21 protein-coding genes and 12 tRNA genes are annotated in these 26208 nt (G+C 45.4%); 7 read left to right on the forward strand and 26 right to left on the reverse strand.

Translation table 11 applies throughout. From position 1 onward, the window contains the following. The first annotated feature begins 553 nt into the window (after positions 1-553). Positions 554-3070 (forward strand): TonB-dependent receptor, encoded by a 2517-nt coding sequence (locus L1D44_RS13790; protein WP_239891495.1) that lies wholly within the window; start codon positions 554-556, stop codon positions 3068-3070. Positions 3071-3156: 86 nt separating this feature from the next. Here L1D44_RS13790 and gloA read toward each other — a convergent pair whose 3' ends face one another. The 17 genes from gloA to L1D44_RS13875 form a co-directional block, all read right to left on the reverse strand. Beyond that, the gene (gene gloA / locus L1D44_RS13795) at positions 3157-3567 is read right to left on the reverse strand and encodes a lactoylglutathione lyase (RefSeq protein WP_239891496.1); all 411 of its coding nucleotides are present in this window, start codon (positions 3565-3567) and stop codon (positions 3157-3159) included. Between the two features lie 376 nt (positions 3568-3943). Beyond that, positions 3944-4585, reverse strand: coding sequence for an endonuclease III (gene nth, locus L1D44_RS13800; RefSeq protein WP_239891498.1), 642 nt, complete (start codon positions 4583-4585; stop codon positions 3944-3946). 70 nt (positions 4586-4655) lie between these two features. Further along, entirely contained in the window at positions 4656-5351 is a 696-nt protein-coding gene (locus L1D44_RS13805) for an electron transport complex subunit E (protein WP_239891500.1), read from the reverse strand. Continuing rightward, positions 5348-5983 carry an electron transport complex subunit RsxG gene (gene rsxG / locus L1D44_RS13810; RefSeq protein WP_239891502.1) on the reverse strand — a complete coding sequence of 212 codons (636 nt, stop codon included), beginning with the start codon at positions 5981-5983 and terminating at the stop codon, positions 5348-5350. Before rsxG ends, L1D44_RS13805 begins: the two co-directional genes overlap by 4 nt. Positions 5984-6001: 18 nt before the next feature. After that, positions 6002-7054 (reverse strand): electron transport complex subunit RsxD, encoded by a 1053-nt coding sequence (rsxD, locus tag L1D44_RS13815; protein WP_239891504.1) that lies wholly within the window; start codon positions 7052-7054, stop codon positions 6002-6004. Between the two features lie 3 nt (positions 7055-7057). Beyond that, positions 7058-9613, reverse strand: a complete 2556-nt coding sequence (rsxC, locus tag L1D44_RS13820; RefSeq protein WP_239891506.1) for an electron transport complex subunit RsxC — start codon at positions 9611-9613, stop codon at positions 7058-7060. Beyond that, the gene (rsxB, locus tag L1D44_RS13825) at positions 9607-10176 is read right to left on the reverse strand and encodes an electron transport complex subunit RsxB (RefSeq protein ID WP_239891508.1); all 570 of its coding nucleotides are present in this window, start codon (positions 10174-10176) and stop codon (positions 9607-9609) included. The genes rsxC and rsxB overlap by 7 nt, the downstream gene beginning before the upstream one ends. Before the next feature lie 2 nt (positions 10177-10178). Continuing rightward, a complete protein-coding gene (rsxA, locus tag L1D44_RS13830) occupies positions 10179-10757 on the reverse strand; it encodes an electron transport complex subunit RsxA (RefSeq protein WP_012155587.1) in 579 nt (192 codons plus the stop codon). Between the two features lie 107 nt (positions 10758-10864). After that, positions 10865-12781 carry an EAL domain-containing protein gene (locus L1D44_RS13835; RefSeq protein WP_239891510.1) on the reverse strand — a complete coding sequence of 639 codons (1917 nt, stop codon included), beginning with the start codon at positions 12779-12781 and terminating at the stop codon, positions 10865-10867. A gap of 152 nt (positions 12782-12933) precedes the next feature. Next, positions 12934-13009: transfer RNA gene (locus tag L1D44_RS13840), tRNA-Asn, on the reverse strand. Between the two features lie 38 nt (positions 13010-13047). Beyond that, positions 13048-13123 (reverse strand) — tRNA-Asn (locus L1D44_RS13845). 31 nt (positions 13124-13154) lie between these two features. Further along, positions 13155-13230 (reverse strand) — tRNA-Asn (locus L1D44_RS13850). Between the two features lie 33 nt (positions 13231-13263). After that, positions 13264-13339 (reverse strand) — tRNA-Asn (locus tag L1D44_RS13855). Positions 13340-13373: 34 nt separating this feature from the next. Then, positions 13374-13449, reverse strand: a tRNA-Asn gene (locus L1D44_RS13860). Between the two features lie 28 nt (positions 13450-13477). Then, positions 13478-13553, reverse strand: a tRNA-Asn gene (locus L1D44_RS13865). A 41-nt stretch (positions 13554-13594) separates the two neighbouring features. After that, positions 13595-13670, reverse strand: a tRNA-Asn gene (locus L1D44_RS13870). A gap of 45 nt (positions 13671-13715) precedes the next feature. Then, positions 13716-13791, reverse strand: a tRNA-Asn gene (locus L1D44_RS13875). Between the two features lie 892 nt (positions 13792-14683). On the opposite strand from L1D44_RS13875, the gene uvrB reads away from it, so the two are divergent. Next, the gene (gene uvrB, locus L1D44_RS13880) at positions 14684-16687 is read left to right on the forward strand and encodes an excinuclease ABC subunit UvrB (RefSeq protein ID WP_239891512.1); all 2004 of its coding nucleotides are present in this window, start codon (positions 14684-14686) and stop codon (positions 16685-16687) included. Positions 16688-16818: 131 nt separating this feature from the next. On the opposite strand, the gene rrtA is transcribed toward uvrB, so the two are convergent. Further along, complete coding sequence (gene rrtA / locus L1D44_RS13885) at positions 16819-17418, reverse strand: rhombosortase (protein WP_239891514.1); 600 nt, start codon at positions 17416-17418, stop codon at positions 16819-16821. Continuing rightward, positions 17412-18095, reverse strand: coding sequence for a 7-cyano-7-deazaguanine synthase QueC (queC, locus tag L1D44_RS13890; protein WP_239891516.1), 684 nt, complete (start codon positions 18093-18095; stop codon positions 17412-17414). The genes rrtA and queC overlap by 7 nt, the downstream gene beginning before the upstream one ends. 127 nt (positions 18096-18222) lie before the next feature. Between queC and queE the strand changes: the two genes are divergently transcribed. Then, entirely contained in the window at positions 18223-18891 is a 669-nt protein-coding gene (gene queE / locus L1D44_RS13895) for a 7-carboxy-7-deazaguanine synthase QueE (protein WP_239891518.1), read from the forward strand. Positions 18892-18983: 92 nt separating this feature from the next. Here queE and L1D44_RS13900 read toward each other — a convergent pair whose 3' ends face one another. The 5 genes from L1D44_RS13900 to L1D44_RS13920 all read right to left on the reverse strand — a co-directional run bounded on the left by L1D44_RS13900 (position 18984) and on the right by L1D44_RS13920 (position 20816). Further along, the gene (locus L1D44_RS13900) at positions 18984-20060 is read right to left on the reverse strand and encodes a PLP-dependent cysteine synthase family protein (protein ID WP_345773638.1); all 1077 of its coding nucleotides are present in this window, start codon (positions 20058-20060) and stop codon (positions 18984-18986) included. Between the two features lie 213 nt (positions 20061-20273). Then, positions 20274-20358: transfer RNA gene (locus L1D44_RS13905), tRNA-Tyr, on the reverse strand. 103 nt (positions 20359-20461) lie between these two features. Continuing rightward, positions 20462-20546, reverse strand: a tRNA-Tyr gene (locus tag L1D44_RS13910). A 70-nt stretch (positions 20547-20616) separates the two neighbouring features. Then, a tRNA-Tyr gene (locus L1D44_RS13915) sits at positions 20617-20701 on the reverse strand. 30 nt (positions 20702-20731) lie between these two features. Continuing rightward, a tRNA-Tyr gene (locus tag L1D44_RS13920) sits at positions 20732-20816 on the reverse strand. A gap of 356 nt (positions 20817-21172) precedes the next feature. Between L1D44_RS13920 and L1D44_RS13925 the strand changes: the two genes are divergently transcribed. From L1D44_RS13925 to L1D44_RS13935, 3 genes are all read left to right on the forward strand, one after another. Further along, the gene (locus L1D44_RS13925; RefSeq protein ID WP_239891578.1) at positions 21173-21664 is read left to right on the forward strand and encodes a VC2046/SO_2500 family protein; all 492 of its coding nucleotides are present in this window, start codon (positions 21173-21175) and stop codon (positions 21662-21664) included. 74 nt (positions 21665-21738) lie between these two features. After that, the gene (locus L1D44_RS13930; protein WP_239891520.1) at positions 21739-22026 is read left to right on the forward strand and encodes a DUF406 family protein; all 288 of its coding nucleotides are present in this window, start codon (positions 21739-21741) and stop codon (positions 22024-22026) included. 130 nt (positions 22027-22156) lie between these two features. After that, positions 22157-24328 carry an EAL domain-containing protein gene (locus L1D44_RS13935; RefSeq protein WP_239891522.1) on the forward strand — a complete coding sequence of 724 codons (2172 nt, stop codon included), beginning with the start codon at positions 22157-22159 and terminating at the stop codon, positions 24326-24328. 43 nt (positions 24329-24371) lie between these two features. On the opposite strand, the gene L1D44_RS13940 is transcribed toward L1D44_RS13935, so the two are convergent. Beyond that, entirely contained in the window at positions 24372-24851 is a 480-nt protein-coding gene (locus L1D44_RS13940) for a YchJ family protein (RefSeq protein ID WP_239891524.1), read from the reverse strand. Then, complete coding sequence (locus tag L1D44_RS13945) at positions 24838-25422, reverse strand: nuclear transport factor 2 family protein (protein ID WP_275660484.1); 585 nt, start codon at positions 25420-25422, stop codon at positions 24838-24840. The genes L1D44_RS13940 and L1D44_RS13945 overlap by 14 nt, the downstream gene beginning before the upstream one ends. A gap of 168 nt (positions 25423-25590) precedes the next feature. Between L1D44_RS13945 and smrA the strand changes: the two genes are divergently transcribed. Beyond that, complete coding sequence (gene smrA, locus L1D44_RS13950) at positions 25591-26181, forward strand: DNA endonuclease SmrA (RefSeq protein WP_239891528.1); 591 nt, start codon at positions 25591-25593, stop codon at positions 26179-26181. Positions 26182-26208 lie beyond the last annotated feature (27 nt).

Below are 26208 nucleotides of genomic sequence, written 5' to 3' on the forward strand. Positions count from 1 at the left end.
TTCACTGTTATTGTTCTGTGATGCTGATTGATGAGCGTAATCGAAATTTCTGAGTTTTCTCCTGTCTATTAATTTATCAAAAATCCAACACCAACCTTTGTTACAACTGTTCACAAATGGCCTCCTTTACGGCTTATAAAGCTGAATAAAGGCTGACTACTAACCCAAATAGTATTTAAAAAACATGAGCAATATCTAAGAAATACAACTAAAAACGGTCCTATTACTAAATTCATAAGTATTTTTTTGTGATCGGTGTCACATTTTGGTGTTTTCGGTAGGTTAACAAAAAGTTGTGATGAGTTTGGGTTAAAAAACTGTCAAATTGCACTTTGGAAGTGATTTTAACTGGCGCGTGACGTACGTCTCATTGTTAGGTGGAGGTTGATATAAATTTTGTTACTTTTCTCGTTATTTTAATTAACAATCCCCGCCTGATGGTTAATAAATTGCTTGATTGACGCCCTAAACGTGAAATTGCAGTATCCATATCAACGTCAAAAATAACAAATGGCGTGTATATAAAAATAAATAGGTTAGGGAGTACTACATAATGAACAGACCATCTAAATTGGCCTCTGCGATTAAGTTTGGTTTAATCGCCTCGGTTTCTACCAGCGCTTATACCGTGTCAAATACAGCGTTTGCTGAAGAAGTCGGTGCCGATGTAGAGCGCATTGCTGTTACCGGCTCCCGTATCCAGCGTCAAGATATGGAAACGGCGTCACCAGTAACAGTTATTGGCGCTGCAGAAATTCGTGCAGAAGGTTTTACTTCTGTTGATGAACTTCTACAGGCTCAAACATCAATGGCGGGCGCCGCTGTTGGTTCAAGTACAAACAATGGTGCAGACGGTGTTGCACAGGTTGACCTACGTGGTATGGGGTCACAGCGTACACTAGTACTATTGAACGGCCGTCGTATGGTGAACTCAGGTTCAGGTGCGGATAGCTCAGTCGATCTTAACGCTATCCCGGTAGCAATGATTGCACGTGTTGAAATCTTAAAAGACGGCGCATCTGCTGTTTATGGTTCAGACGCGATTGCGGGTGTGGTTAACATCATCACTAAGAAAGACTTTGAAGGTTTCCAAGTTGATGTTACCGGTGGCATGACCGATAAGAGCGACGGCGAAAACGGCGAGATCAGTGCACTTTACGGATTCAATACCGACACGGGCAACTACACCTTTGGTGCAGCATACTCAGAGCGTAAAGGCGTAGTTCAGTCTGACCGTGATTGGACAGATCCAGGTTCAAGTTCATTCATTCCAAACGGCTCTTTGGGCGGCAAGGTTAAAGATGAGAATGGCAACTGGGTTGACCGCGAAGAAGGTTACGATTACACCCAAGATAGCTTCTATCAAACACCAAACAAGCGTTACAGCTTATTTGCTAACATGACCCAAGAGCTAGGCGATGACATCGTCCTAACCGGTGATGTGCTTTACACTAAGCGTAAGTCTAACCAGCAGTTAGCACCGCAGCCAGCGAACATCATGCTAGATGTATGTGAAGCGGGTGATGATCCTATGACTTGCTTAGAGCTTGATCAAGACATGATTGACGCAGGCATCAAGCCAGATGACAAAGGTCAAGTTAACTACAGAAAGCGTATGAATGACGTTGGTCCTCGTATCTATAGTCAAGATACTGATACTTGGAGGATCTCTGCAGGCCTAGAAGGTTCATTAGATATCAATACAGGTATGAACTGGGATGCGTCTTACACCTACGGCAACAACAAGGCTAAGACCAAGGTAGAAAACTCTATCAATGCAAACTTGATGGCAGATGCTATTTATGCGGATCAAGATCCTTGGTTAACAGGTCAGCCAATGACCGACCAAGAGTTACTAAACAGCGTTGCATATACTGAAAATGCCGATGGTGGTAACGAGCAGCACGTATTCTCTGCAGGCCTAAACGGTGAGCTGTTTGACTTAGACGCAGGTGCTGTTGCTTTTGCAATCGGTGCGGAATACCGCTACGAAAGTGGCTATTACAATCCTGATCCAGTTGTAGTAGCAGGTGAAAGTACTGCAGCGCAGCAAGACCCTACAGACGGTAGCTACAACGTTATCTCTGTGTTCCAAGAGGTGAGTGTACCGTTTACCGATAAGTTAACTGGTGAATTTGCATTACGCTTCGATGATTACTCAACATTTGGTAACGCATCGACTTGGAAGATTGGTTTAACTTATGAAGCGACCGATGACTTAATGCTACGTGCCGTTGCCGCTACAGGTTTCCGTGCACCAAGTGTTAGTGAGCTATATGGCGGTGATTCAGGCTCTTACGACTACCTGACAGATCCTTGGGAAAATGAGCAAGACCCACAGATCTTAGTTAACCGTACATCGGATGAAGATCTTAAGCCTGAAGAGTCAGAGTCTTATACTGCAGGTCTAGTTTACTCGCCAAGCTATGTTGATGGTTTGTCGTTAACCCTCGATTACTGGCGCTTTAAAGTTAAGAACGCGATTACCCGTCTTGACACACAAGCTGGCCTAGATGCTTGTTATGCAGGTGATGCATCAGCATGTGAAACATTCAACATCGGTCCTAATGGTGACTTGTCTAACTTGACGAACTCATTGACTAACGTTGGTTTCCAAGACACGAGTGGTATCGACTTTAACTTAGCTTATAGCTTCGAAGTCTTGAATCTTGACTGGGTTGTGAGCAACGATACAACTTACTTGCTGAACTTTGAGCAAGACGGTAAAGATTATACCGGTACAATCGATGGTAACTTCGGTGCTTATGCCGAGTTCCGTAATAACTTCAGCATTAAAGCGGGTCAGGATGATTGGAGTGTAATGTACTTCAACCGTTACATCGGTGAAATGGATGACTTAGGCACAGGTGACACGGTAGATTCAGTTCTTTATCACAACATCTCTGCTTCTTACTTCATTAACGATGCTTGGATGCTAAGTGCTGGTGTTAAGAACTTTACTGATGAAGAGCCATCAAAAGTTTCTAACGGTAGCGACGGTGGTACTGTACCAGAGGTATATGACACTGTTGGTCGCACCTACTTTGCTGGTGTAACCATGAAGTTCTAAATAGCGTTTGCTATTAACCTTAAAGAAAAAGCGCCGTAAGGCGCTTTTTTATTGGCTGATAAAGGCGAAGTTAACGATTGAAAAGGTTAACCTAAGCCTTTTTCTGCAGAGCTCATCTGAATAAATTCAATCTTATAACCGTCAGGATCTTCTACAAAGGCGATCTCTGTCGTGCCGCCAGCAACTGGGCCTGCAGGGCGAATAACTTTACCCCCTGCAGCGGCGATAGCATCACAGCGGGCATAGATATCCTCTTCGCCGATAGCGATATGGCCAAAGGCGTTACCGTGATCATAAGACTCTGTGCCCCAGTTATAGGTCAGCTCAATTACCGCGCTACCCGTCGATTCTTCGTCGTAGCCGACAAAAGCCAGAGTATATTTATATTCATTGTTTTCGCTTTGTCTAAGTAGCTTCATGCCTAAGACTTTGGTGTAAAACTCGATACTGCGTTCAAGGTTACCAACGCGGAGCATGGTATGTAGTAGTTGTGCCATGATAAATATCCAAGTAATAGGGTGTGAGCTGAAGTATATCGAAATTAATGATGATAGATACACTTTGTAAAAATTGAGCGAGATCAATTTCTTTAGTCTGGCATGGATCACAAAATACCTAAATTACTCTGGGAAACTCCCCTGTTTCTTATACTATTAGCTAAGTATTTTAAGGAGAACATCATGCAAACTGAACTGAAAATGTCACTGGCTCTTACAGCAATTATTGCTGCGTTTTTAACTGTTTTCTTTATCTGTATGTACTAAGCGTACGGATACAAAAAAAGCCGCTATTAGCGGCTTTTTTTGTATCTATACCTAGGTCAACCTAGCTAAGCCTTGAATCGGCTAAAGCTAAATTTAAGGCTAAACTGGATCACTCATCAGGGTAGACTTTGTCTTTAAATTCACATAAGTCTTCAATGATACAGCTGCCGCAGCGCGGTTTACGGGCGATACAGGTATAACGACCGTGCAGGATCAGCCAGTGGTGTACATCGACCTTAAACTCGGCTGGCACCACTTTCAGTAGCTTCTTTTCCACTTCGACAACATTTTTACCCATGGCGAACTTGGTTCTGTTTGAAACCCTGTCGATATGGGTGTCGACAGCAATCGTTGGCCAGCCAAAAGCGGTGTTTAACACCACATTAGCCGTCTTTCTGCCAACGCCAGGAAGCGATTCAAGGGCTTCTCTGTCTTCTGGTACCTCGCCGTTATACTTCTCGACTAAGATCTCACAGGCTTTGACCACATTGATGGCCTTGTTGTTATACAGGCCAATGGTTTTGATGTAAGGCTTTAAGCCCTCAACCCCTAAGTCTGCGATGGCCTGAGCGGTATTCGCTACCGGAAAGAGTTTATCGGTGGCCTTATTAACACTTACATCGGTTGCTTGGGCTGATAATGTGACGGCAACGAGCAACTCAAACGGACTTGAGAAATTAAGTTCAGTTTCTGGATGAGGGTTATGTTCTCTAAGCCTTTCAAGGATCAGCCGACGTTTCTCTGCGTTCATTATCTCGTATCCGTCTCGTTTGTTATTGTAATGCTTGCTGCTTCTCTCATTGCGCTAGTGCACTAATGGGTTAATTCACTTTGGTAATGCGTGCACGTGTCGGCGCTTCTTGTTCCACTTTAGGCTGCCTAGACGCCAAGTACTGGTCGATAACGTTTTTAAGTGCGATTAACAAGCCCATGCCGATAAAAGCACCGGGCGGTAGCATAGCTAATAGGAAGCTAGTATCGACTTGCCAAATATGGATGGTTAATGACTTAGCCCACTCGCCGAGTAACTGATCAGCGCCATAAAATAGCGTGCCTTGACCCAATATTTCTCGAGCCGCGCCTAAAATAGATAGGACTAAGGTGAAACCTAAGCCCATCATCAGCCCGTCAAAGGCTGATTTGGCGACATTATTACGAGAGGCAAAGGCTTCCGCACGACCGATAATCACACAGTTGGTGACGATGAGCGGCAAGAAAATACCCAGCGACAGGTATAGGCCATAAGCGTATGCGTTGATAAGTAGCTGCACCGTGGTCACAAGCGCGGCAATGATCATCACAAACACAGGAATACGGATCTCTTTAGGGACAAAGTCTCGCACCAAAGACACTAGGATGTTGGAGCCAATCAATACCAACATGGTCGCGAGTCCTAGACCTAAGGCGTTGGTTAAGGTTGCGGTAACCGCGAGAAGAGGGCATAGCCCGAGAAGCTGTACCAGTCCTGGATTATTTCTCCAAAGACCTTGTTTGGCTAGCTCTTTATAATCACTCATTTTCCAACCTCGCAATTGGCAGGTGCCGATAACAGCTGTGCCTTATTAGCATTAAAATAGCTAACGGCATTTCTGACCGCTTTGACATAGGCGCGTGGCGTGATGGTCGCGCCAGTAAATTGGTCTATGTCACCGCCGTCTTTTTTAACATTCCAGCGCTTATCTTTATCTGACAGTAAAAACAGTCCGTCGAATGAGCGCACCCAGTCAGACTTTCTCAGTTCAATCTTATCACCCAGACCTGGTGTTTCTTGGTGGGATAGGGTGCGAACGCCTAACACCTCTCCTTTATCGCTTATGCCGACAATGATGCGAATATTGCCGTTGTAACCGTCGGGAGCGATAGTTTCAATGGCGATAGCAACGCCTTTGTTATTCTTTGTCGCGATATAAGCGGGCAGGGCGTTGTCAGTGCCTAAAAACTCTACCGAGTTGAGCAAGATACAGTGAGCGGTGAGTTCGTTGTCGTGGATCTCATCAGGAATGATTTGATGGAGTACACGCGCTAGCTCAATCTGTTCTTGTTGCTTAATTTTATCGTAAGTAAATTGGTTCACTGCAGCGACTAGGCCTGTGCACAAGAGCGCAAAAAGACCGAGAAGCAAACCATTCTTTAACATTGATTTTTTCAAAATAAATTCTCTTTATGCTCAGTTGCCCGTACGGTGACCATAAGTGCGAGGCTTGACGTAATAATCGATAAACGGTGCGCAGAGGTTCGCCAGTAAGACTGCGAATGCAAAAGCGTCTGGGTAGCCGCCATAGGTGCGAATAACATAGACCAATACACCGATAAGGGTGCCGAACAGTAGGCGTCCTCGAACACTGGTTGCTGCGGTAACGGGATCGGTTGCGATAAAAAATGCTGCAAGCATGGTTGCACCGGAAAAAAGCTGTAGCAACGGCCCAACGTGGGTATCTGGGCTGAGTAGATAACCAAAACTGCTACAGATAAATAGGGAACCTAGAATCGCAAAACTGATATGCCAGCGGATAACCTTGAGCTTTAACATGACAAGACCGCCCGCAAGGTAGGCCATGTTGACCCAAAACCAACCGATTCCGTAGCCGTCACTAAATATCGCTTTGCTTAGGCTTTCAGAGGTCGTTAATCCTAAAGAGAGATCCGTCTTAACGGTATCGAGCGGGGTTGCCATTGCGATGCCATCAAAGCCGAGTTTATAAAGGTTTAGCTGCTCGGCACTCATGGAGCCGAAAATGGCCTCAAGCGTTAAGCCAATATCCATTGGATTTTGAGCTATAGCCGTTGGAATCGACCAGCTCGTCATCTGTACTGGAAACGAGATGAGCAGCATGACATAGGCGGCCATTGCTGGATTGAAGATATTTTGTCCTAGACCACCATAGAGCTGCTTAACCAGAACGATGGCGAACAGGGTGCCTATCACCACCAACCACCAAGGCGCGATGGGGGGAATGGCAACACCAATCAATATTGCCGTTAATACGGCGCTGTTATCGCTAATCGTTGCAAGTACGGCGCGCTTTCTAAGGGCGAGCACCGCGGCTTCTGCTGCCAATGCGACAGCAATGGCTAGCATGACTTGTATGAGCACGCCCCAGCCGAAGAAATAGCATTGGGCAGCAATACCCGGCAGGGCACATAAAATAACCCGGCGCATCACACTTTGGGTCTGTAGTTTCACCTTCAAATGAGGTGATGAGGCTAACTTAAACGCCATGGTTTATTCCTTCTCCTGCAATTTTTGTTGCAATTTTTTCGCTTTTGCCTTGGCGACTGCGGCGGCGATGCGCGCTTTTTTCGCATCTTCGGCTGACAGGGCTTGGGTGGACTTCGTCTCAACTAGCGCTGGTTCGACCGATTCAGTGACTGAAGTCTCGGTGTTCGATAAGCTTGCATCAGAGCTTTGAACATCAGAGCTTTGAGCTACAGGGGGGTCACTAGGCTGAGGCTCTGCGCCCTGAGACTGCTTCTTGGCTTTAGCCTTAGCAACTGCGGCGGCGATACGTGCTTTTTTCACATCATCGGCCGATTCTGTTACAGAAGTCTGAGTGACAGAAGTCTGTGTATCTAAAGTTTGAGGAGCAGAGCTTTCACTAGGCTGAGGCTCTTCGCCCTGAGACTGCTTCTTGGCCTTAGCTTTAGCTACTGCGGCGGCGATACGTGCTTTTTTCACATCATCGGCCGATTCTGTTACAGAAGCCTGAGTGACAGAAGTCTGTGTATCTAAAGTTTGAGGAGCTGAGCTTTCACTAGGCTGAGGCTCTTCGCCCTGAGACTGTTTTTTGGCCTTAGCTTTAGCAACTGCGGCGGCGATACGCGCTTTTTTCGCGTCATCAGCCGAGGGCTTGTTTTCCTCGCGGTTCAGCTGCTGCTCTGTGTCACCGGTTTTGGCGGCCTGCGCCGCTTTCTTAGCCTTGGCACGGGCGATGGCAGCCGCCACTTGCGCTTTCTTGTCGGTGACAGCGGTATCGACAGGCCCAGTATTAACCTCAGTATTAACCTCAGCTTTAGCATCGACTTCAGCTGAGTCAGCTTGCGCAGCTTTCTTGGCTTTAGCGCGGGCAATGGCTGCTGCCACCTGCGCTTTCTTATCGGTTAGCGGTGCCGCATCGGCTGTTTGACTGTCATCAGGTTGAGCGTTTGTATTGCCTTTCTTAGCTTTAGCTCGGGCAATCGCTGCTGCAACTTGGGCTTTTTTATCTTCTACTGAAGGTGCTGTCTCACTTTGCTGGCTTTCAGCTGCTTTCTTAGCCTTAATACGCGCCATCGCTTCGGCGACAGCGTCTCTATCGCCGCTAGACATCGTCGTCTTGCGTCGTTCAGCAGCTTCTTTGGCTTTGGCCTCTCGAGCAAGCTTTTCTTCTTCTAAGCGCTGCACTCTTGCTTCGAAACGTTGCTTCGCAAAGTCTGCCTGTTTCTTCTCTTCTGTTTGGGTGCGTATTGCAGATTTAGCGATACGGTAATACTCCACTAGGGGAATATCACTCGGGCAAACATAGCTACAGCAACCACATTCGATACAATCATGTAGGTTAAAGCTCGCGGCCTTATCGTACTCTTCGGCTTTGGCATGCCAAAACAGTTGCTGTGGTAACAGCAGAGTCGGGCAGACGGCAGCGCATTCACCGCAGCGAATGCAGGGTTTTTCAGCTTGTTCTGGCGCGATCTCTTCACTGCTTGGCAGTAGCACGCAGTTTGTACCCTTGAGCACGGGCGCTGAGATATCTGGCAGAGAGTGACCCATCATAGGACCACCAATAATTACTTTGTCTTGGGTTAGATTGCCGTTAAAGCCAAGCTGTTGTAGCAGATGACTTACAGGCGTGCCAATCGGAACCCAGTAGTTACCCGGCGTTTGGCTGTTTAAGCCCGTCACTGTTACCACGCGGCGGGTCAATGCTTGGCCGTTTACAACTGCATCGTGGATAGCGTAAGCGGTACCGACATTTTGCACTAACATGCCTAATTGAGCTGGGATAGAGCCCGATGGCACCTCTTGACCAGTTAAGATTTGAATTAACTGTTTCTCACCACCTGATGGGTACTTGGTCGGAACGGCTGTGATCCTGGCGCTATCTGTCGCTAACTCGCTGCGATTAAGCGCATGTTGCATTGCTTCAATCGCCTCGGGCTTGTTATCTTCGATGGCAATAATGATGCGCTTTGGCTTGAGCAGTCTCTGAATAATAGCAATTCCGGAGAGGATCTCATCGCTATGCTCGCGCATCAGACGATCATCTGAAGTGATATAGGGTTCGCACTCGATACCGTTAATTATAACCAGTTCGATATCACTGGCGGGGCTGAGCTTAATGTGGGTTGGAAAAGCCGCTCCCCCTAGGCCTGCAATACCGGCTTGCTGAATCTTGCTCAGGATCTCTTGATTGCTTAACGCTGCTACATCGGCTGCAATAACCTCGACCGATTCATCTAGGCCATCAGCATCGATAACGCAGCTCAGTACTGCAATACCAGATGCATGATTGCTTGGCATCGGTTGTATCTTGCTGATAACACCTGAGGTGGGCGCGTGTACAGGGCTGTACGCGAAGCTCGTTCCCTTAGTTAGGCTCTGACCCTTTAGGACGCGATCGCCAACCTTTACCGTGAGCAGGGCACTATCGCCAACTTGTGTCAGGGGCAAAATATACTTAACGGCAAGTGGCAGTTCGCTGATAGTGGTTTTGTTAGAAAGCGTTTTTAATTCTGGAGGATGAACACCACCATGTGAGCGCCAAAGCGTCCCTTTATCAATTTGCTCTAATAAAGTTAACACGGCTTATCCTCTTGCAACTGCTTAACAGGAATGGCATTGAGTTGCCAGTTCCAAGTCTTGGTGGTTTGTTCTACGGGTAGCATGTCAATACAGTCTACCGGGCAGGGCGCAACGCAGAGATCACAGCCCGTGCAGTAGTCGGTAATAACGGTATGCATCAACTTGCCCGACCCCAAAATCGCATCGACAGGGCAGGCTTGAATGCACTTGGTGCAGCCAATACATTCCTCTTCACGAATAAAGGCAACTTTTTTTACTTGAACGGCTTCAGTGGCGTTAAGTGGCTCGGGTTCGACCCCCATCAGATCGGCTAGCTTTTCCATGGTTGCGGTGCCGCCCGGCGGACACTTGTTGACCTTGTCGCCGTTAGCAATGGCTTCGGCATAAGGGCGACAACCAGGGTAACCACACTGGCCACATTGTGTCTGTGGCAGTAGCGCTTCGATTTGATCGGTAAGGGGGTTGCCTTCAACTTTAAATTTCTCAGCGGCAAATCCAAGTAAGACACCGAAGACGAGCGCGAGTATTGTAAGTACAACAATAGCGATGACGATAGCAGACATGTTTATTTAACTAACCCCGTGAATCCCATAAACGCAAGTGACATCAGTCCAGCCGTAACCATTGCGATAGCCCCACCTTTAAATGGCGTAGGAACATCGGCAGCGGCAAGGCGCTCTCGCATGGCGGAGAATAGAATCAGAACCAGTGAAAAGCCAACAGCAGCGCCAAATCCAAAGATAGCTGATTCAATAAAACCATGTTTTTCATTGATATTAAGAAGCGCGACACCGAGTACGGCACAGTTAGTGGTGATTAAAGGCAGGTAAATGCCTAGCGCACGATGCAAGGAGGCACTGGTTTTTTGAACTAGCATCTCAGTAAACTGCACGACAACGGCAATCACGAGAATAAAGCTCATCGTTCGCAGATAGCCTAGGTCAAACGGCAGTAATAAATACTGATTAACCAGGTAGCTTAAGATAGAGGCCAGCGTTAACACAAACGTTGTCGCCATCGACATGCCGATGGCTGACTCCAGTTTGCTAGATACCCCCATGAAGGGGCAAAGGCCAAGAAATTTTACTAATACGAAGTTGTTGACCAGCACTGTGCCGATCAATAACAGGAGATATTCGCTCATCTCTAATCAATTTGTTAGACAGAATTACCGCTATTATCGGCTTTTCCTAAGCCATTAACAACACATAGAAAGCAAGGATAAAAAGTTTGCTTTATAAATAGTCAGAATTAAACGGTATTTGCTGTCTTTTCCTCCTGCTTCAATGGGCTAGGTTCGGCGATATAGTAGCCTTGCAAACCATCGATAAGCAGTTGTTCCATCGCAAGCTTATCTTCTTGTTTTTCAACACCTGTGGCGATGACTCTGATCCCAAGCTTGCGGGCAATATCGATAATCATTTTAACGAAAAACTTATTGTGTGGATCTAGGGTGATCTCTTGGGTATAGCTATGGTCTAACTTAATATAATCGGGACGAACCTCTTTAAAGAACTTAAATGAGGTAAAGCCGAGCCCAAAGCGCTCTATAGAGATCCGTGAACCTACGCTATGGAGTTCATTAATAAAGTGATAGGTGGCACTGAGATTTGTCTGCATACCGGACTCACTCACCTCAAACACGAGCCTTGCAGCTATTTGCCTCTGTTTGGTTAATATATTTTTTAACCAAGAGACAAAAGACTTGTTAGTTGCTGAGGCCGCGCTGATATTGATGCCAATCAAGCCTGTCAGGTTCGGGGTTTGCAGCAACAACCTTAAGGTATTGAGTACGACTAGCTTATCCAGTTCTTCACTCATGCCGTGACGTTCGGCCATAGAAATGACAGTTGTCGTGGGTAACAGCTTTCCTTCGCTATTATAAAATCGGGATAATAGCTCACGATAAGATTCAACATCATTACGACATGGGCGGATCGGTTGAATATAAAACTTGATGGCTTTACGTCTCAGTAGATCGTTGATGGCCACCTTCCAGCGACTTTCGCCAAAAAGTTCTCCACCAGTGAGTTTCTCCTGAATATGATAGCAATTGGGGCCGAGGGTTTGAGCGATACTGACGGCCGTGTCGGCAAGGGTCATCAAGGATGCAGGATCGCTGTCTTCAAGGTAAGGCACTATACCGATATGGGCGATGGATGGCGTGCCAATCTGGTGTTGATACTCTCGAAAAGCTGATTTCAACTGGTTGGCGATGCTTGAACACTGTTTAATTGTTATATCCGGGATAACAACGGCGAAATCGGCTGTAGAGATCCTAAAGAACTGCGTGCGTGAGGGTTCATTTATAGCAAGCCTAATCTCGTTAGCAATTCGACAAAGGTAATCATCACCGGCCTCTCTACCATGCAGTTGGTTGATATTGGCAAGCTCCGTGGCTTTGACTATCACTAAGACCCCGAACTCCTTAGACTCGGCTCTACAGATCTCATCGAGTTTCTCGGTAAAACGTGCTTTTGTCGCGAAACCTGTAATCGGGTCTTGAAAGACGGTTTTACTCAGTTGGTTATTAAGCTCATTTAGTTCACCGACTTTCGCCTTTAGCGTCTGTTTCGCCTTCTCTAAGGTTAAGCCGGTATTTCGAAACTCTCCTCTAAACTGAGATTGGTCGATAGCTTCAAAAGAGAGCTGACTGAGTTTTTCGATATTAGCCGCGATGCAGCGAATGCTTTTTCTTTGTTTTAGGCTGAGCAGAAGGTGGAAAAAGGCAATGACAACAAAGCAGCCCCAGATAATGAGCAGATGATTTTGGAATTGGCGGATGGTTTGTTTCTGTAATAACTGGCTGGAAAGTTTGATCTGTAGCCGGCCCGCCTGCAAAACTTGAGTATGGGGTGATTCAATGAGAAATAATTTCGCTAACATAGAATCGCTTGCTGCGATTAACTTCCCCTTGGTGAAGTTATTACCGCTGTCGGACGCATCGATATATTGGAAAAACTGAAAGCTAAATTTGGGCTTAAGCATTTCGTAAAGTGTTTGACCCTTACCTTGCCATGCTTTTTCTTGCGCGATCGCTGTCGAGTATTGATCTAGTTGCTGAGCTGTTTGTTTAGTGAGGTTTTGCTGTGCGTATTGGTAGCTTAAATAGGAGAGTCCTATAAATAGCAAAAAAAGAAACAACTGGAAATATTTTGAGGTTGTCATAAAGAATCCGTTCAACACGATCAAAAAACTCTTAGGGAGAGTGATACTGGTTTAGTGGGATGTATTATAAACAGGTTTGATCTTGAATTGCAGTGGATTTATTACGTGATAAAGAATTGAAATGAAAAGCAGGTGAGGTGTTAGGAAAAGGTTGGCTCCCCAGACTGGACTTGAACCAGTGACATACGGATTAACAGTCCGCCGTTCTACCGACTGAACTACAGGGGAGTCGTAAAAACCTTTCAAACATTCTAGCTAAATTAAAGTGGCTCCCCAGACTGGACTTGAACCAGTGACATACGGATTAACAGTCCGCCGTTCTACCGACTGAACTACAGGGGAATCGTAATACTTTAACTTATTTTAATAAAGTTGGCTCCCCAGACTGGACTTGAACCAGTGACATACGGATTAACAGTCCGCCGTTCTACCGACTGAACTACAGGGGAATCGTAATACTTTATTTTAACTCTTTATAAAGTTGGCTCCCCAGACTGGACTTGAACCAGTGACATACGGATTAACAGTCCGCCGTTCTACCGACTGAACTACAGGGGAATCGCAATACTTTATTTTAACGCTTTAATAAAAGTGGCTCCCCAGACTGGACTTGAACCAGTGACATACGGATTAACAGTCCGCCGTTCTACCGACTGAACTACAGGGGAAACGCAATACTTTTATTAACACTAAAAATGGCTCCCCAGACTGGACTTGAACCAGTGACATACGGATTAACAGTCCGCCGTTCTACCGACTGAACTACAGGGGAATCGCTATTTTTAGTCCGATAATCATTTAACTTTGTAAAAGTGGCTCCCCAGACTGGACTTGAACCAGTGACATACGGATTAACAGTCCGCCGTTCTACCGACTGAACTACAGGGGAATTACTTTTTACATTATTAGATAACTATCTAATCTAACTTAAACTTGGCTCCCCAGACTGGACTTGAACCAGTGACATACGGATTAACAGTCCGCCGTTCTACCGACTGAACTACAGGGGAATCGTTTAAGTTACGTCTCGTTGAAGACGGAGCGCATATTAAATCGCTCTTACAATTGAGTCAACTCGACAAGGGAAAAAAAATGAAATTATACGCTTAAGTGCTCACCTAGTGCACATAATGCTGATGGATGCAGCGTTTTTGTTAAAATATGAACAGTTATAAATGCAAGTATATGAGTTAATCACTATTTTCTATCACTAAATCATTTATGTGGCCTTAAGTTATGCTGTGATAATTACAAATGTAGGAAACTTTCAGATATTCCTGGCTTCATACTTTAGTTTTAGCAAGTGCTACAAGCCCCTGTAGATAAGCTCTGTAAGAGTTATCCACTGAATCTGTGGATAAGCCTGTGGGTTACACCGGAAAATCACCGGCAAATGCCGATGAAATGGGCGTTGACCTTAAATTGAGCGAATTTCTTGATTGTTTTTTTTAGGCAGTAAAAACAACATGATGGAAAAAGCAACACTTTATTGTGGCGTTTTCAGAATTGTTGCTGCGGTGTAACTGTTTTGTCAGTGGTTCTTGTGAATTAAAACGCCGAATCTACTGGCTTTGGCAATGGCAAACTCTAAAAAACGCAATTTTACTAGACGTTATAAAGTTTCATATGGAATAAATCTTAACCCTATGGGTTATAGCGGGTATCGTTGTTAAATATTTGGCCCTAGAAAGGCTGCCTCGCCATGATTGGGGGCGGGGAGCATTTTTGCTTGAGAGCGTCGCTGAGTATAGCTATAGCATGTCGCGAGCCTAACCCCATATCAGCGGTAATCGCGGTGAGCCAATGCTGTGTTTATATACCGACTGATAAATTAACGATTACGCGCCATTTTTGAGCAAATTAGGGTAAAATAATGGCTCATCTTTCGAGGGAAGTATCTGAGTGTCAGAATCTGTATTTCAATTAGAGTCCATGTATAAACCCGCGGGCGATCAGCCTACGGCAATTCAACAGTTAGTCGATGGGCTAGAGTCGGGCGTTGCGTGCCAGACATTACTGGGGGTGACAGGATCTGGTAAAACCTTCACTGTCGCTAATGTTATTGCAAAAATGTCTCGCCCAACCATTATCATGGCGCCGAATAAGACGCTAGCAGCTCAGCTTTACGGGGAGATGAAAGAGTTTTTCCCCCATAATGCGGTCGAATATTTCGTATCTTACTATGACTATTACCAACCGGAAGCCTATGTCCCTTCAACGGGGACTTTCATTGAGAAGGATGCATCGGTCAACGCCCATATCGAGCAGATGCGTTTGTCAGCCACTAAGGCACTATTAGAAAGAAAAGATGTGGTGTTGATTGCATCGGTGTCGGCGATTTATGGCTTGGGTGATCCTAAGTCTTATATGAAGATGCTATTGCACCTGCGTGAAGGTGGGATCATGCAGCAGCGCGATATCTTAAAGCGTCTCAGTGAATTGCAATATACCCGGAACGATATCGAATTGCAGCGAGGTACTTATCGGGTCAGAGGCGAAGTGATCGATATCTTTCCTGCCGACTCCGATAAGCATGCCATTCGCATCGAACTGTTTGACGATGAGATTGAACGATTAAGTTTATTCGATCCACTCACCGGGCACGTGATTAAGCGTATTGCTCGGATCACCGTCTATCCTAAGAGTCACTATGTGACACCTAGGGAATCTATTTTAGCCGCGACAGAAGAGATTAAAGAGGAGTTAAGGGAGCGAAAACAGCAGCTGCTCGACCTTAATAAGCTTATTGAAGAGCAGCGCATTACCGAGCGGGTCCAATATGATGTCGAGATGATGACTGAACTTGGCTATTGCTCAGGTATCGAGAACTACTCCCGCTATCTGTCGGGGAGAGCGCCTGGCGATGGACCTCCTACCTTGCTTGATTATTTGCCTGATGATGGCTTGTTGATCATCGACGAGTCCCACGTGACGGTACCGCAAATCGGCGCCATGTATAAAGGTGATCGCTCAAGAAAGATGAATCTTGTGGAGTATGGCTTCCGTCTGCCTTCGGCACTAGATAACCGTCCGCTTAAGTTTGAAGAGTTTGAGGCCTTAATGCCTCAGAGTATTTTTGTCTCGGCAACGCCTAGTGAATACGAAATTGATAAGTCTGATGGTGAAATTGCCGAGCAGGTCGTCAGGCCTACAGGGCTACTCGATCCTGAGATCGAAGTGCGGCCAGTATCGATTCAAGTCGATGATCTGTTGTCTGAGATAGGCAAACGTGTGGCCGTCAATGAGCGTGTGTTAGTGACGACACTGACTAAGCGCATGTCCGAAGATTTAACCGAGTATCTCGATGAGCACGGTGTCAAAGTTAGGTATTTACATTCTGATATCGACACCGTTGAGCGCGTTGAGATCATCAGAGACTTGAGATTAGGCGTATTCGATGTGCTTATTGGCATTAACTTGCTCCGAGAGGGCTTAGATATGCCTGAGGTCTCTCTGGTCTGTATTCTCGATGCTGATAAGGAAGGTTTTTTACGCTCTGAGCGTTCACTGATCCAGACGATTGGGCGCGCAGCCCGTAACGTTAATGGTAAGGTGATCCTCTATGGGGATCGTATTACCAAGTCGATGGAGAAAGCGATCACCGAAACCAACCGTCGTCGAGAAAAGCAGCATCAGTATAATTTGGAAAACGGGATCACACCAAAAGGGGTGGTGAAGCGCATTACCGATGTCATGGATGTGGGCGATCACGAATATGTTGATAGCGAACGCGGTGTGGCAGAAACTGCGGCTGACTATCATGTGGCTAAACCTGCCGATATCAGCCATGATATCGATAGGTTAGAAAAGCAGATGCATGAACACGCTAAAAACCTCGAGTTTGAAGAAGCCGCAGCCATCCGCGATAAAGTCAGCCGACTCAGAGAGCAGTTTATTAAGGCGTAGTTTATTAAGACTGAGCGATAATAAGACATTAAACGAGAAAAGGAGAGCAGCCAAAGCTAGCTCTCCTTTTTTATTATTAATGCTTGATGCGATGACACTATTTCTGGGGCTGAGTTTTTTATTTATATGATTTATAAACTGTGCGGCTTATAAGCCAAATATTTGAAAGCCAATAGCGCTGCAGCACAGATAAGCCCACTTAAAAGGCCGACTAAATGGGCTTCGGTTGCCACTCTGGCGCCGATAAGTTCAGTCATCTCGCGACTCGCACCAAAAAACTGCTCATAGCCAACTTTTAAGATCACACCTAGCAGCAGTAAATACCCAGACTTTAACCCACGGCGAATATCCATAATTGCGCCATAGGTAAAGAGGCCGTGAAGCATACCGCTTAAGCCAACATAACCCATAAGGCTTGGGCAAAACAGCAGTAAGCCTATGCCCTGCATGAGGCATAACACAAAAAAGAGTATGGCAAGTCCTTGGGCGCGATAGTGTGGCTCATGCAGTGAGATAATGACCCAAAAGCCTGCGAGGTTCATGTACAGATGCCAAGCATTGGTATGTAAGAGGTTACCGCTCAGTAGGCGCCACCATTGACCATCGAGGATGAGTGGTCTCTGATAGGCCAGTAGCTCATCAAGCTTAAAGTAAAATAGGCTGATACAAACGAGCGTAATTACAAACGCAAATGTATAGGGGCTATTAGCCCCTAACTTGAGTTTTAGCATTTAGTCGCAAGTCTTGCTTGTATCGCATCTTTATCGGCGAGGTATTCTTCTAGGCCACGCTTTCTTAATAGACACGCTGGGCAAGTACCACAGCCATCGCCCTTAATCCCGTTATAACAGGTTAAAGTTTCATCGCGAATTAGCTCAAGACTTTGGTATTTATCTGCTAAGGCCCAGGTCTCTGCTTTATCTAACCACATTAATGGAGTCTGAATCGTGAGCTGCTTATCCATGCCTTGTTCAAGCGCTGCCTGCATGGCTTTGACAAAATCATTACGACAATCTGGGTAGCCTGAAAAGTCAGTCTCGCACACACCCGTAATCACCACATCGGCGCCCAGCTGATAGGCGTAGATCCCAGCGAGTGTTAGAAATAGGATATTTCTTCCCGGTACGAAGGTGTTCGGCAAGCCGTTATCCATCAGTTCGTTGGACACAGGAATTGCATCACGGGTCAGGGCTGAGATGGCCAATTCATTCAGTAGGGTGACGTCCATGACCTTGTGGCTGGCAAGATTAAGTTTTTTGCCTAGACTCTTGGCTATTTCAATCTCTTCTCTATGTCTTTGTCCATAATCGAAGGTGATCCCGTGAACTTCATCAAATTGTTGAAGGGCTTGAATGAGGCAGGTTGTCGAATCTTGACCACCACTAAAAACTACAACGGCTTTTGACATAATTAAGCTTTAATCTTTCAATAAATAAGACTGAGTAGTTTAGCGCAGCTGTGAATGCTTTTAAACTACTTGCGACTATGAGCAAAATCCACTATAAATGCGGCCCAGCTAATCAAGAGGTCAGATAATGAAATATCCAGTTAATGAAGTGTTTGAAACAATACAAGGCGAGGGGACTTATACAGGAGTGCCAGCGCTTTTTGTTAGACTTCAGGGCTGTCCTGTTGGTTGCTCTTGGTGTGATACCAAGCAAACTTGGGAGTTGTTAGAGGAAAATCGTGTCACTCCAGAGTTAGTGATTCAGGTCGATGGCACAGTCGGTCGCTGGGCGGAGTTAACTCCAGAGCAGCTTGTCAGATCATTTGAAGAAAAGGGCTTCAATGCCAAGCACGTAGTGATCACAGGTGGTGAGCCATGTCTATATGACCTGAGTGAGTTAACTGAGTATCTGCATAGCCAAGGTTATCAGACGCAAATTGAAACCAGTGGTACCTTCGAGGTTTTGTGTGCTAAAGACACCTGGGTCACAGTATCGCCAAAGGTCAATATGAAGGGCGGCTATCCTGTATTAGCCCAAGCGCTTAATCGAGCCAATGAGATCAAGCATCCTATTGCGACGCAAAAACATGTTGATGAGCTAGATGAGTTATTAACAGAAATTGATTTAACGGGAAAAACAGTCTGCTTACAGCCTATCAGCCAAAAGCCTAGAGCAACGGAGTTGGCGATGAAGACCTGTATCGAGCGTAACTGGCGTTTATCGATTCAAACCCATAAATATCTCGATATTGATTAACTCCTTATCGGTAATATTTTAATAAAAAAGCCCTTGGATGTTAGCATCGCAAGGGCTTTTTATTTTTATCAGGTCTATTTTAGCTGTCGAGATTATCGTGCATTCGGACAGTTTAATACGGATGTAGAGCTGAACTGCTCTAGAGCTTCTTGGTAGGGGGCAAGTTCACCGATATTTTGTGCTATCCACTCGCTATTGTAATAGGTATCTAAATAGCGCTCACCGGAATCACAAATGAGGGTGACGATAGAGCCCGTCTCACCTTTGGCTGCCATTTCGCTGGCTAGTTGTAGTGCGCCATAGAGGTTTGTACCGGTAGAGGCGCCAGTTTTGCGGCCAATAATTTTTTCAAGCCAATTGATCGTAGCCACCGATGCAGGATCGGGGATCTTGCGCATCTCATCCACTACGCCTGGAATAAATGAGGGTTCGGCGCGGGGGCGACCAATACCCTCAATCTTGCTGCCGTTACAGCAGCTGATAGTGTTATCACCGCTATGGAAGTAATCGAAGAATACTGAGTTTTCAGGATCGACGACACAGAGTTTCGTATTCAGTCTTTGATAACGAATATAGCGGCCAATGGTGGCAGAGGTACCGCCTGTGCCTGGGCTCATGACGATCCAAGTTGGAATAGCGTATTGTTCTTTCTCCATCTGGTTAAAGATAGAGTTGGCGATGTTGTTGTTTCCTCGCCAGTCAGTTGCGCGCTCCGCATAGGTAAATTGGTCCATATAATGGCCATCAAGTTCCTGTGCTAATCGCTCTGATTCCGCGTAAATTTTGCTCGAGTGATCGACGAAGTGGCATTGACCGCCATAAAATTCGATTTGTTGAATTTTCTTCTTAGCCGTGGTGCTTGGCATAACGGCGATAAAGGGTAAACCGAGTAAGCGTGCAAAGTAAGCTTCCGATACTGCGGTACTGCCAGAAGAGGACTCGATGACCGTTGTGCCTTCCTTTATCCAACCATTACACAGTGCATAGAGAAACAGAGAGCGGGCGAGGCGGTGCTTTAAACTTCCCGTCGGGTGGGTGCTTTCATCTTTGAGGTAAATATCAATACCCTGTAAATTCGGAGTATCTAGTTTGATCAAATGCGTGTCAGCGCTTCGTTGAAAATCTGCTTCAATTTTTTCGATTGCTTGATTTACCCAAGAGTTAGTCACGATGTCGCCTCAGTAAAAATATTGATGCTAAATCATAGTGAAAAGGCGTTGGGAATGATAGTGCAAAAGTGACGAGTTTAAATTTGCTGCAAGTTATAACTGTCTGATTAACATTGCTAATGTTTTTGTGGTGTTATTCAGCTGGTAGGTATTTAGATTAAAGCTTAGTAGCGGTAGAGGCATTTCACGGCAGAGTTGAGATGGGTGAAGAAGTGGTGGAGGGAGAAGGATTCGAACCTTCGAAGGCTGAGCCGTCAGATTTACAGTCTGATCCCTTTGGCCACTCGGGAACCCCTCCACATTGTCTTACTTCRTCTTACGCACAATATTGGCCTATTGTGTTTACWGCTTTAACTTTTACTTCAAAATTACTAATACAAKAATATTAGTGAGTTAAGAAGTGGTGGAGGGAGAAGGATTCGAACCTTCGAAGGCTGAGCCGTCAGATTTACAGTCTGATCCCTTTGGCCACTCGGGAACCCCTCCACATTGTCTTACTTCATCTTRCGCACAATATTGGCCTATTGTGTTTACAGCGTGTTCAACTTGATAGAAATGGTGGAGGGAGAAGGATTCGAACCTTCGAAGGCTGAGCCGTCAGATTTACAGTCTGATCCCTTTGGCCACTCGGGAACCCCTCCAAGAATATCTTTCTACAAATTGTGTGCAAATGGTGGAGGGAGAAGGATTCGAACCTTCGAAGGCTGAGCCGTCAGATTTACAGTCTGATCCCTTTGGCCACTCGGGAACCCCTCCTCAATTGCGGCGGCAATAGTAGTCAGAATTTTTTCTGCTGTAAAGCTTAAATATGAAATAAACCCCAAAGTCATTGACTGTTTGGTCAATTAACTTACAACGGCTTGTTTTGGCGCTTTATTCTTGTTCAATATGACGATTAATTAGCGTTTAACTCAATGGTGCAATCTTAGTGTGCTGCTCAAGTATATGGCTAACTCACCTAATAATAGTGAGTTAATGGTTAGTAGAAGTGATTTGGGTAACTGAGCTTTCTGAGCTTATTTGGGCTTAAATATGAAATAAAACCTAAAGAATTCGTTTGCGCGGTCGATTACCTACTAACGAGTTGTTTTATTGGTTTATTTTTGTTCAGAATGAATGTGGCGCAGGTAGAAAGTACATTAATCAACGAATCTCAGTTAGGTTCGAGACTCAATCATGCAGTTGGTGCTAACCGACGGGGTGAGTTTGGTCTATTGCTTTCTATGCTATCGGAAGATGCGCGGGATATGGCGCAATTTCAGACTGAAGCTCATCTTAGCCATGATTTACGCTCCAAATTCGAACTGCCGACGCCGCAGGCGTTAGTTGGGCAACTCGATGGAGACATCATGGTGACCGACAATAGCCAAGTTCACCAACAAAGTGGCGCCACCGCTTTTCGGTTAGCGAATGTACTTAATGAAGAAGCTTTGGTCATTCGCCGTAAAGAATCGTTAGAGATGCAAGAGGTGTTGGCTAACTGTGCCCTGTCTGTTCGTCAGCGTTACAACCAAGTGACTGTTACACCTAAAGTGGAACTCACCCACTTTGTCGATCAATTGGTCATCCAACGTCAAATGGGTGAATTAATAGCCCAAGCTTGAAGATGAGTCTGCTTTATTTTGAATTGCTGATATATAATCAAACATTCAAATGATCCATAGTGAGACACGTTAAGATGAAAAATATTCAAAAGGCACAATCAGATTTAGTTAATGATACCTGTAATGACTGTGGTAGCTTCGTCGATGTTGGTGCAATTATCGATGAACACGATACGGTACTAGAGCTGGAATTAAATGGCGAGAACTGTGAGCAATTGGCTACAGAAGTGATTGAAAAGGCGCAGCAGCGTTTCGATGGTGTGACCGCACAGACTCAGTTTGAAGGCCAAAATGCAAAGGTTAGTCTAACTTTTTCATTTAGCGCTGAAAAAATGATATTCCAACTAGAAAATGGTCTATAAAATAGCCTAGAACATCTTGCTGAAAATAGATTAACTCGTGTAGTCTTGTACCCTATAAAAATATAGTTTTTTTGCTTTAATTTATAAAGCCATTGGTAGACGCTTTTGTTTACCTTATCTAGGATAGCGCGTGAAGAAGCATAAATCTCAGCAATTGTTAGAGTATATTGTTAATTCTGAAGCAAAACAGCAAGGTGACTTTAGGGCCACGGCACAAATTGCATCAGAGTTACTCTCTAAGCTGTTTAGTGTGTCTCGAATTGTCGTTTCTGCATTATCGTCAGAAACAGATACGCTTGAGCAAGTGGTTTCTCTATCTGTTGACTCGACTTCATCAGGCGCTATATCCCGTCCAAATCCATCAACATGTCCCTTATTTATCCGTCAACTTAAGGACGAGCTCTATATTACCGCGCAGAGTTGCTGTGATGACAGCCGTTTGCTTGAGTTAAAACCCTATTACCAAGAGCATGGCGTATTGTCAGTCTTGGAAGTGGCCATTCGAATAAATGGTCAGTTAGAGGGGATCCTTAGTCTAGAACGTACCATGGTACTAGCCCCCTGGAACGACAGTGAGGTTCAGCTTTGCTCTCAAGTTGCCGATCAACTTGCACTGACCTTAGCGACGCAGTACGGCTATGACAAAGATGAGCGCTTAACGCTCTTTTTGTCAGCAGCAGAGCAGTCTGACCATATTATGATGGTGGTGAATCTAGCGTCAGACTGTATCGAGTACGTCAATCGGGCACACTTTAATTTAACTCAGGTGCCCAAAGCGCGAATATTAGGGCGCAAAGTTCAAGTTTTAGATCTGTTCAAGCAACATCCTTTGTTAGCTGAAGCGGTATTAGTGAAGGCGCGAGCCGGAGAGGCCGTTGCCGAGGAGGTCAATCTCGTCCGCCATGATGGATCTTCCTACTGGATGCGCTTTTCTGTAAAGCGCTTTATCTCGAGTCGAGGTAACCATTTCGCGTTGGTTAACGCCAAAAACTGCACCGAAGAGCATCATCACCAAAGTGAGTTGGTCCGCCTCGCATGGCGCTGTAGCTTAACAGGACTCTATAATCGCACCCATTTTAGTCGAGTACTCGAACGTGCTACATCGGGTCATCTAGTTCTGGTCGATCTTAGAGGGTTTAAACGTTTTAATGACACCTACGGCCATGCCAATGGCGATGTGATGTTGGTTGAAATTGCGAGACGAATTCGCCACTTTGCCGAGATCAATCAACTGTCCGAGGTGGCACGAATTGGTAGTGATGAATTCGGTATTTTATTTGAGAACGAAGAAGATGAGTCGATAATCGAGCAGGCAACAGAGCGCCTATATCGTCAGCTTGAAGCGCCTATCACTATTGGAATCGAGCAGATAGAGCCGAAACCCGCGATAGCGCGAGTGGATCTCGCCTCGATTGAGAAGCAGTTCTCCGGACTAACTTGTGCCGACATTGCGCTGCAATATGCGAAGAGCAAGCAAGGTCAAGCGGTTCAGGTATTTAATTCCGCTTTGCTCAATGCCTTTAAAGAAGATGCTCAGATAGAAAGGGATCTTGCGGTTGCTGTAAAGGGACGACAGTTTGAGCTCTACTATCAACCCCTTAAAGATCTTAAAAAGCAGTCCTATATAGGCGCGGAAGCTCTGCTTCGTTGGCACCACCCTAAGAAAGGGGTACTTTACCCAGGTGCCTTCATCGATATTGCCGAGCAGACAGGATTGATAAGTGACATTGGCTCCTGGGTACTCGAAGCCGCTTGTAAGCAGCTCAATTTATGGCAGCGACATCAAATCGATATCTCTATGCACGTAAATGTTTCTGCAAGACAGTTCTTTAGTGGCAGCCTATTTGAGCAGGTTTGGGAGTTGGTGACCCGTTATCGATTAAAGCCCCATAGTTTAATTCTTGAAATCACCGAAACGGAATTGATGGAAGATATTCGTTCTGCAACAAACTTATGTCATGAGTTGTCAGAGTTGGGCGTCGGCCTGGCGATTGATGATTTTGGAACAGGTTACAGCTCGATGCGCTATCTCAAGCAGTTCCCAATTAGTAAGCTTAAAATAGACCGTTCATTTATCTCCGATCTCTCTGTAAGTCATGAAAGCCGCGAAATTGTCAGTGCGATAATCGCGATGGCATCGGCATTAAATATCTCTTTAACGGCCGAAGGGGTAGAGACTCGCGAGCAGGAGCAATTTCTCGCACAACATCATTGTCATCAGGCCCAAGGCTTCCTATACAGCCCAGCTTTAAGGGTATCTGAATTCGGTCAGTTTTTGCAAAAACCGACCTCAATTCACTAAGCCAGCCTTAGGTCACTTCTTTAACGTAAAGTGACTATAAGCGCTATTTAGCACAGCACTGCTTAAACTTCTTACCACTTTGACAAACGCATTTGTCGTTACGTTTTGGCAATATTGGCGCCTTCTGCTCACCTTGAGTGTAGAACCAGCGACCATCTTGTTTAATAAAGTCAGAGCTCTCATGGATAGCGTCTAGCTCATTATCGAGCTTATACCAAGCCTGAAAGCAGACTTGCCCTGAATCACCATCTTGCTCGCTCGATATGACATCTAAACTCAGCCATTGTGGCAGCGGCTCTTGGGCTAAGGTGTGCTCGTTGAGCCCGTCTAAATAATCACTGTGATGGGTGTCGATTAAATAGGGATAGTTTTTTAGGTAAAAAGCGCAGAATCTAGAGCGCATAAGCTGCTCAGGACTCTGTGCTAACTGTAGGTTTAGGTGCAGCGGTTGACAGCAGTGTTGGTAACTCCTCCCCGAGCAACAAGGGCAAGGAGAGTCAGCTTCAAAGTTATGGTTTGTCATGGGTATTGGGTAATGCGTTTTGGCTTAATGCTGGAAATTGACGCCCATAATAAAGGTTTGGGCTGGGTTTGGCATTATAATAAAACGAAGCTTCGGCTCGGTTATTAGTATCGACCGTTAAGTACCATTTGCCATCACGTTTCTTTTTGGACACACCGACAAACTTTCCTGCAAATTCGCTAGTAGGTTCACCGTCATCGACGGGAGGGTGGAAACGAATAAGGTAATAGCCAATATCGGTTGCGCTATTGCCTTCAATATTGCGTTCAATAACCCGAAAATCGACCTCGATTTTGGCATTCTTGTGTTTGATTTTGCCAAAAAAAGTCTCGTACAAGGCGACAATATTGTCGCGGCCTAAGGTGATCTCTTCATCTTGCCCCTCTGGGATATAGCAGGCATCTTCCGAGTAGATCGATTTCATTATATTGGCATCTAGCTCATTAAAGGCTGCGCTAAAATGGCTATAGACGGCATTAAGCGCGTCGTTATCATTGGCGAAAGCGACTTGAATGAGGCTGAAGTATAATGTGCTTACTAATGTAAGCGCTGTAGCAACTTTTTTGAGCATCTAATTAGGATAAACCGAGAACATATTGATTATCACTATAATAGATGGTTAAGGTGAACTAAAGTACTAGATCTTTACAAGATGTGTAGAAATATTCTTTTAGACCTGTAATTAGCCAATTATTAGCTGTTCAAGGTAGTTTGGGGCGTGAAGCCGATGGGAGTGCTTATGGGTGAAGAGGGTATGAGTCTTTTTCTCGAAGAGATGGCCAATGTTCGGCCACTAAAAAATAATACTGCTTCCACGATTGGGGAGCAGAAAGTCTCAACGCAGGCGCAAAATTTACGGCGAGCTCAACTTCAAATGAGCGAGCAGTTGGCAAAGTTAGCAACCGATGTTAACAGGATCGAATCCGTTGAACCTGAGGCGGTGATTGAATTCAAGCGTGACGGCGTACAAGACGCAGTGTTTCATCGCTTCAGCCGCGGTGGTTATCCGATAAAACATGAGATCCTGCTGCACCAGCTAAAAGTACAGCAGGCGCGAGAAGTCCTCTATAACGAGATCCAAAAGAGTCGGCAGAAGGGCGAGAGGAGTATTCTGGTTGTTCATGGTAAAGGGGTTAACAGCAAACCTATCCCTGGGTTAATGAAGTCTTTTGTGGCGAGTTGGCTTGAGCAGATAGATGAAGTGCTGGCGTATCATAGTGCGCAGACCCACCATGGCGGCGCGGGGGCTTTATATGTAATGCTGGCAAAATCCGAGCAGAAACGGATTGAAACCAAAGAGACCAACCATAAAGGCGTCAATATTCGCTAATCTTTTAAGATTTAAAAGGCCATCAAA

Source organism: Shewanella sp. Isolate13 (assembly GCF_022398325.1).
Classification (GTDB): Bacteria; Pseudomonadota; Gammaproteobacteria; order Enterobacterales; family Shewanellaceae; genus Shewanella.